Raw genomic sequence first — 7,015 nt, forward strand, 5'->3', positions numbered from 1 at the left:
AGAAGTTATGGCATACTTGACGTGCAGGCATAGCAGTGACCCTATTGACTTGGTGGAACAATCAGTAGATCACACAACGCTATGCTTGTCTATTTTCTGGGGATTCCTCAGATTATTGCGGGGTTATCTGTTTCTTCATTGACAGCGCATGCAAGTGGCAAACACACCCTTTCATTAGGCTACGCCCAAAGCAATATAAATATGCAGATTGAGGGAAATAAAACAAAAAATATGAAGGATCTGGATAAAGATCCAAGAGGCCTCAACCTGAAATACCGTTATGAGATTAATGATAATTGGGGCTTTATCAGCTCGGTCACACAAACCAAGCTAAAAATTAACTACTATGCCGCTCATAATCGGCAGTTATCAGTTGGTAATGAGGACATTACTTATCGATCATTGATGGCTGGCCCAACATATCGTTTCAATGAATATGTTAGCGCCTATGCTTTGATTGGTGCAGCTAATGTTGAAGGTAAAGCTCGTCTGACTGCACAACCAAGTGTAAGTAAAAAGAAAACAGCGGTTGCCTACGGTACAGGATTACAATTTAACCCGACATCAAGCATAGCTGTTGATGTTTCCTACGAATATTCTGATTTAAGCCAGGCTAAAGCAGGAACGTGGACAGTTGGCGTTGGTTATCATTTCTAATTTGATCCCATAGCTATCCCAAAACTTCACCCTGAATATCAAATTGATGTATGAGTATTTAGGGTGTTGTTCTATCCAATATTCTCAATTTTTAGGGAATATCAAAGCCTGTGCACAAGCCCACGCCGAACTCCAGGCCCATTGGAAGTTATACCCACCAAGCCAACCGGTTACATCAACCACTTCACCAATAAAGTACAGTCCCTTCACCTTATGAGCTTCCATCGTTTTTGATGACAACTCGTGCGTATCCACGCCGCCAAGAGTCACTTCCGCTGTACGATAACCTTCCGTACCATTAGGTTGTACCTGCCAGCATTGCAGGGTTGTGATTAGCGCCTTTTGTTGTGCGGCATTAAGTTGTTTCAAAGACAGTTCCGGCAATTGTCCAAGAGACTGTAAACATTCCACCAGACGTTTGGGCAGTAATTTAGCCAGTGTGTTTTTCAAACTCTGATTGGGATGAGATTCCCGTTCCTTATCCAGAAAACATCCGAAATCTGTGTCAGGAAGTAAGTTAATACTCACATACTCACCAGGTTGCCAATAGCTGGAAATCTGTAAAATAGCTGGGCCAGAAAGACCGCGATGGGTGAACAGAATATTTTCCCTGAATACAGTGCCATCTGTTGCGGTTACAACAGAAGGAACCGAGACACCGGAAAGGGTTTGCAGTTGTTCCAGCAGGGGTTTATGTAAGGTAAAGGGAACTAATGCTGCACGTGTAGGCAAGATATTGAGTCCAAATTGTTCTGCGATACGGTAACCCAAAGGAGAAGCTCCCAGGCCAGGCATGGATAAACCACCGGATGCCACAACAAGTGAGTGTGCGCTTACCTTTTTTCCAGCCGCCGTAATGACAAACCCCGACTCTTTCTTCTCGACATGAGTCACTTCACTGCGCAATTGGATCGTGACCTGTCCTATTTCACACTCTTGCAAAAGCAGGTCTATAATTTGTTGAGCTGAGTCGTCGCAGAAAAGCTGTCCCAAGGTTTTTTCGTGGTAAGGGATACCGTAACGCTGTACAAGATCAATAAAATCCCATTGGGTATAGCGAGCAAGTGCTGACTTACAAAAATGGGGATTGGCGGAAAGGTAGGCCGCCGGTTCGGTATACATGTTGGTGAAATTGCAGCGCCCGCCACCGGACATCAAAATCTTGCGGCCAGCTTTTTTGCCATTATCCAGTACCAGAACATTTAATCCGGCAAGCCCTGCTTGTGCAGCACAGAATAAGCCAGCAGCGCCAGCACCGATAATAACTACATCAAATTTTTCCATTCATTTGTCTCTTTTGGCCGAGTTAATTGTGGGAATTCACTGCATTGTGAGGGCTCTGTTCACGAACTACGGAGAAAAATAGGCATTTGGTTTAACTTTCTGCGGTGAAAAATTATTTTTCATCAAAAAAATAGCAAAATATTAAAATTAAATAACTTATTGATATAGTTAATAAATGCAAGGATTTTTATGCTATTTGACCATCATTAAATCAAAAAAAGGTCATATTTCTCTTTTCCCGCTAACGTTTGTCACTGATAATGCGCGCGTTCATGTCCTACTAACTGGCTTAACGTTTATGCTACATCTGTTTACTGGCCTGGAATTTTATACCGGCCTTATGTTAGTGCTTGCTCTGTTGTTTGTGCTTTTCTATGAAGCCATCAATGGGTTTCATGATACCGCAAACGCAGTAGCAACTGTTATTTATACCCGGGCAATGCGTTCACAGCTTGCTGTTGTGATGGCAGGGGTTTTTAATTTTTTGGGTGTTCTCCTTGGTGGGTTAAGTGTCGCTTATGCGATTGTGCATCTACTACCTACGGATCTTCTGCTAAATGTCAGTTCAGCTCACGGTTTGGCTATGGTCTTTTCCATGCTGCTGGCGGCGATCATCTGGAATTTAGGTACGTGGTATTTCGGTATTCCTGCATCCAGCTCCCATACGTTGATTGGTTCTATTATCGGCATCGGTCTGACTAATGCGATAGTAACCAGTTCTTCCGTGGTTGATGCGTTGAATATTCCGAAGATGATACAGATTTTCATGTCCTTGATCCTGTCTCCTCTTGTTGGCCTGATCATTGCCGGAGCGATGGTGTTTTTACTGCGTCGCTATTGGAGTGGTACAAAAAAACGTCGTCGTATCCATATGACGCCTGTTGAGCGTGAAAAACAGGATGGCAAACGTAAACCCCCATTCTGGACACGTACAGCCCTGATCCTCTCTGCTGTCGGCGTGAGTTTCTCTCACGGCGCGAATGATGGTCAGAAAGGTATCGGTTTGATTATGCTGGTTCTGATTGGTGTCGCCCCTGCGGGGTTTGTCGTCAATATGAGCTCAACCAGTTATGATATTGCCCGTACTCGTGATGCCGTTGTTCACTTACAACAGTATTATGGGCAACATGCGCCAGCGTTAACTCATGCGATTGAGCTGAATCCAGCCGTTTCTTCTGTTGAAAATCAGCTAGATATGACGTTCCATTGCGATAGTTCACGCGCATTAGTGGTGCTGAACAAGGCTGAGAGCATGTTGGCAAGTATTCAAAATTTCAACGAATTAACGCCGGATCAACGTAACAGTATGCGTCGTATGTTGATGTGCGCTGCTGATACAACCAACGTTGTGGCTAAGCTGCCAGAAACCAGCCTTGAAGATGCACGTTTCCTGAATAAGCTGCGTAAAGATTTGCTCAGTACGGTGGAATATGCGCCATTATGGATCATTGTTGCCGTGGCTCTTGCCCTGTCTTTAGGCACAATGGTGGGTTGGAAACGAGTTGCTGTGACTATCGGTGAGAAGATTGGCAAAAAAGGCATGACTTACGCCCAGGGTGTTTCTGCGCAGGTGACTGCTGCGGTTTCTATTGGTGTTGCCAGCTATACAGGTATGCCAGTATCCACGACACAAGTGCTCTCTTCTGCGGTAGCAGGGACGATGTTGGTTGATGGTGGTGGTGTGCAGAGCAAGACCATCAAGAATATCATGTTGGCGTGGATTTTGACGTTGCCGATTTCCATTGCATTGTCGGGCTTACTGTATTGGATCGCTCTGAAGCTGATCTAATCACATCTTAGAAAAAGGGTTGGCTGTTTTTTATTGTAAGCCAACCTTTTTTATCTCAGACCATCATCGCTATTAGGCATAGTAGAACAACGCCACATAGCATTTCTGTCAATATAAATTGTTTCCTCATCCTTTCGCACAATAAGACGACATCAGGGTCGTGATGATTGATATAACTTTGTGAATTGATATAACGCACGAGCCGCACTTGCTTATTGAATTGACCATTAGTTTTAAAAAAACCATTCCCATCAACGGCTTGATACAGCATGGGATCTGACTCGCGTAAAATGGACAGAAGTACACGGAGCGAAGAAAAATAGCGCATTATGTTAATAATGCAGATAAGGCAGACTGCCCAAAATAGTGCAATGGTACTGAACATACTTCCCTCCTCCTGATTGTGGCAGTAAATATTGCCAATAGCTGCCAGTAAAAGAAGAAACCAATAGGAAACGTTTTGATTTGAATAATAACTATATTAAATCTTAGTTAAAAATACAGTGCTGAGTGGGTATTATCGTAAGGCATATAATCCGCAATTGTGGCTGGTTTGAAAGTAAAACAATAAGTTGTGATCACAACAACACTCAAAAGACACATTGAGCGGTTATAGTATAAACATCGAATCATGGCGTTTAATGTTGCCAATCCATTTAAACGACGTTATGGAAGGAGCTCTTATGGCTTACAAACATATTCTTGTTGCGGTTGATTTATCTCCAGAAAGTCAGATTTTGGTGGAAAAAGCTGTATCATTGGCGAAACCATACAATGCCAAAATTTCCCTGATCCATGTTGATGTTAACTACTCTGATCTTTATACCGGCCTGATTGACGTAAATCTTGGCGATATGCAGGAGCGTATCGCGGATGAAACGCGTAATTCCCTGAAAGAACTCTCTACTGGTGCAGATTATCCTGTTCAGGAAACGTTGAGTGGCAGCGGTGATTTAGGACAAGTCCTTGTGGATGCGATTAAACAATACGATATGGATCTGGTTGTATGTGGTCACCATCAGGATTTTTGGAGTAAGTTGATGTCTTCAGCCCGCCAGCTTATTAACACCGTTCATGTTGATATGTTGATTGTACCTTTACGTGACGAAGAATAATCTTCGGTTGATATTTTATTCCGTAAAATCGCCTGCTTATGCAGGCGATTTTTTTATCCTCAGAAAAGATAATGAAACTGGTTTAGAAATTGTCAAAGTTATTTTTGAGAAAATAGATAAAAAATAGTTGTTGAAATTTAAGCATAGAACAGTGCTATATTCAGAAAGCAAACCGTAATTACCTCACATTTTCGACAAAAAAATAATATGGAAAATGGCAGGGGGTCATCACATCTGAATGACAAAAAGGAAGCCCAAATGAATGTTTCATTATCTTTAGTTTCATTTCTCGATTCGGTTCAATCCCGTAATCAGCATCAAGTAGAATACCTACAGGCAGTACGAGAAGTGTTGACCTCTCTCTGGCCTTTTCTGCAACAAAACCCGCAATATTGTGAGCAAGGGTTATTGGAACGTCTGGTGGAGCCGGAAAGAGTTATCCAATTCCGCGTCTGCTGGGTGGATGATCAAGGGAAAGTACAGGTTAACCGCGCATGGCGTGTTCAGTTCAGTTCTGCTATTGGGCCTTTTAAAGGAGGGATGCGTTTTCATCCTTCTGTGAATCTTTCTATCCTGAAATTTTTAGGTTTTGAGCAGACATTGAAGAATGCGTTGACGACACTGCCGATGGGAGGCGGAAAAGGGGGTTCTGATTTCGATCCCAAAGGGAAAAGCCACGGTGAAATTATGCGCTTCTGTCAGGCATTGATGACAGAACTTTACCGCCATCTGGGGCCAGATACCGATGTGCCTGCCGGAGATATTGGTGTAGGCAGCCGTGAAGTCGGTTTTATGGCTGGTATGATGAAAAAATTGTCCAACAATACGGCGTGCGTTTTCACGGGTAAGGGCCTGTCTTTTGGTGGCAGTTTGATCCGCCCCGAAGCTACCGGATATGGGCTGGTTTATTTCACCCATGAAATGCTTAAACGCCATGGTATGGAACTTGAAGGCATGCGAGTATCTGTGTCCGGTGCGGGGAATGTCGCCCAGTATTCTATTGAAAAATGCATGGAGTTGGGGGCGAAAGTCATCACCGTATCGGATTCAGGCGGCACGGTATTGGATGAAGATGGTTTTACAGCGGAGAAACTGGCTCACCTTCAAGAGATTAAAAACCAGCGCTACGGTCGTGTGGAAGAGTATGCCAAAGAGCGTGGACTGACTTTCCTCAAAGGCCAGGACCCGTGGTCCATCCCTGTGGATATTGCCCTGCCTTGTGCGACGCAGAACGAACTGGATTTGGAAGCGGCGAAGACATTGATTAAAAATGGTGTGAAAGCTGTTGCGGAAGGCGCCAATATGCCGGCGACGATTGAGGCTACTACGGCTTTCCTTGAAGCAGGTGTTTTGTTTGCACCGGGCAAGGCAGCTAATGCGGGCGGAGTGGCAACTTCGGGTTTGGAAATGGCACAGAACGCAGCGCGTTTGAGCTGGAAAGCAGAGAAAGTGGATATTCGCTTACATCACATCATGCTCGATATCCATCAGGCTTGCGTAGAATATGGTGGAGAAGAGAAACAAACTAACTACGTACAAGGCGCAAATATCGCTGGTTTTGTCAAAGTGGCGGATGCGATGTTGTCACAAGGTGTTGTTTAATATAACCAATTGAGTGGTCAATCTGAATTCTGGATAAGGAATTGACTAATTGCCTGTTCCAAGAGCAAGGTTTTGGTGCACATCTAAAATCGCTCTGGGGAGGAACAGGCAATAAACCATTAGTGGAAATGTTCGGTGATGTTGATGACTTTTGTCGTTTTTGCATTCCGCAATGGAAGCCGTTTTGTCTCAAGAACAGGTATCGTCTGCGCCGCAGACAAGATCGCATGTATCCCAGCGAAACCATAACCATTCGGCTCTTTTTTCACCTGTCATATTACTGTGATTTTAAAATTTGGTCATGTATTCAATCCGTTGGCACATGATAAAGTCATTAGTACGTTCATTGAACGAAAATACGTAATCAACGGATTAAATGCATGGCCTGAGTACTCGCTAAATCGAGGTGCATCACTGAATTGATAAAAATATGTTCACTGGTGGATCTGCCATCCAAGGGTCACGTATTCAATTTGTTGTTTCTCATGTATACTCCTCACTTTTTCAGGAAATCAGATGGCAACGGTAGAAGTGAAATGTCGATTTTGTCAACAAACCGAATCGGTAA

At 43.7% G+C, this 7,015-nt stretch carries 6 protein-coding genes and 1 pseudogene; 5 read left to right on the forward strand and 2 right to left on the reverse strand.

Features of this window, described 5'->3' with window-relative positions; genetic code table 11:
* Nucleotides 1-81: 81 nt before the first annotated feature.
* Nucleotides 82-657, forward strand: coding sequence for an Ail/Lom family outer membrane beta-barrel protein (locus tag IQ211_RS17150; RefSeq protein ID WP_189761116.1), 576 nt, complete (start codon nt 82-84; stop codon nt 655-657).
* Between the two features lie 84 nt (nt 658-741).
* On the opposite strand, the gene IQ211_RS17155 is transcribed toward IQ211_RS17150, so the two are convergent.
* On the reverse strand, nt 742-1,941 hold the full coding sequence (locus tag IQ211_RS17155) for a BaiN/RdsA family NAD(P)/FAD-dependent oxidoreductase (protein WP_189761117.1): 1,200 nt from the start codon (nt 1,939-1,941) through the stop codon (nt 742-744).
* Between the two features lie 298 nt (nt 1,942-2,239).
* Between IQ211_RS17155 and pitA the strand changes: the two genes are divergently transcribed.
* Nucleotides 2,240-3,730 (forward strand): inorganic phosphate transporter PitA, encoded by a 1,491-nt coding sequence (gene pitA, locus IQ211_RS17160; RefSeq protein ID WP_189761121.1) that lies wholly within the window; start codon nt 2,240-2,242, stop codon nt 3,728-3,730.
* 55 nt (nt 3,731-3,785) lie between these two features.
* Here pitA and uspB read toward each other — a convergent pair whose 3' ends face one another.
* Entirely contained in the window at nt 3,786-4,115 is a 330-nt protein-coding gene (uspB, locus tag IQ211_RS17165; RefSeq protein WP_189761118.1) for a universal stress protein UspB, read from the reverse strand.
* A gap of 298 nt (nt 4,116-4,413) precedes the next feature.
* Here uspB and uspA point away from each other — a divergent pair, with 298 nt between their 5' ends.
* From uspA to IQ211_RS19720, 3 genes and pseudogenes are all read left to right on the forward strand, one after another.
* The gene (gene uspA / locus IQ211_RS17170) at nt 4,414-4,845 is read left to right on the forward strand and encodes a universal stress protein UspA (protein WP_189761119.1); all 432 of its coding nucleotides are present in this window, start codon (nt 4,414-4,416) and stop codon (nt 4,843-4,845) included.
* A 258-nt stretch (nt 4,846-5,103) separates the two neighbouring features.
* Nucleotides 5,104-6,447 (forward strand): NADP-specific glutamate dehydrogenase, encoded by a 1,344-nt coding sequence (gdhA, locus tag IQ211_RS17175; protein WP_189761120.1) that lies wholly within the window; start codon nt 5,104-5,106, stop codon nt 6,445-6,447.
* 128 nt (nt 6,448-6,575) lie between these two features.
* Nucleotides 6,576-6,740: pseudogene (locus IQ211_RS19720) on the forward strand (IS982 family transposase); the annotation flags it as partial.
* Nucleotides 6,741-7,015 lie beyond the last annotated feature (275 nt).

The organism is Xenorhabdus griffiniae, assembly GCF_015163655.1.
Classification (GTDB): Bacteria; Pseudomonadota; Gammaproteobacteria; order Enterobacterales; family Enterobacteriaceae; genus Xenorhabdus; species Xenorhabdus griffiniae.

Bases quoted from the DNA above. Each gene is read 5' to 3' on its own strand.
- pitA (WP_189761121.1), top strand. From the start codon at position 2,240: ATGCTACATCTGTTTACTGGCCTGGAATTTTATACCGGCCTTATGTTA.
- uspB (WP_189761118.1), bottom strand. From the start codon at position 4,115: ATGTTCAGTACCATTGCACTATTTTGGGCAGTCTGCCTTATCTGCATT.
- uspA (WP_189761119.1), top strand. From the start codon at position 4,414: ATGGCTTACAAACATATTCTTGTTGCGGTTGATTTATCTCCAGAAAGT.
- IQ211_RS17155 (WP_189761117.1), bottom strand. From the start codon at position 1,941: ATGGAAAAATTTGATGTAGTTATTATCGGTGCTGGCGCTGCTGGCTTA.
- gdhA (WP_189761120.1), top strand. From the start codon at position 5,104: ATGAATGTTTCATTATCTTTAGTTTCATTTCTCGATTCGGTTCAATCC.
- IQ211_RS17150 (WP_189761116.1), top strand. From the start codon at position 82: ATGCTTGTCTATTTTCTGGGGATTCCTCAGATTATTGCGGGGTTATCT.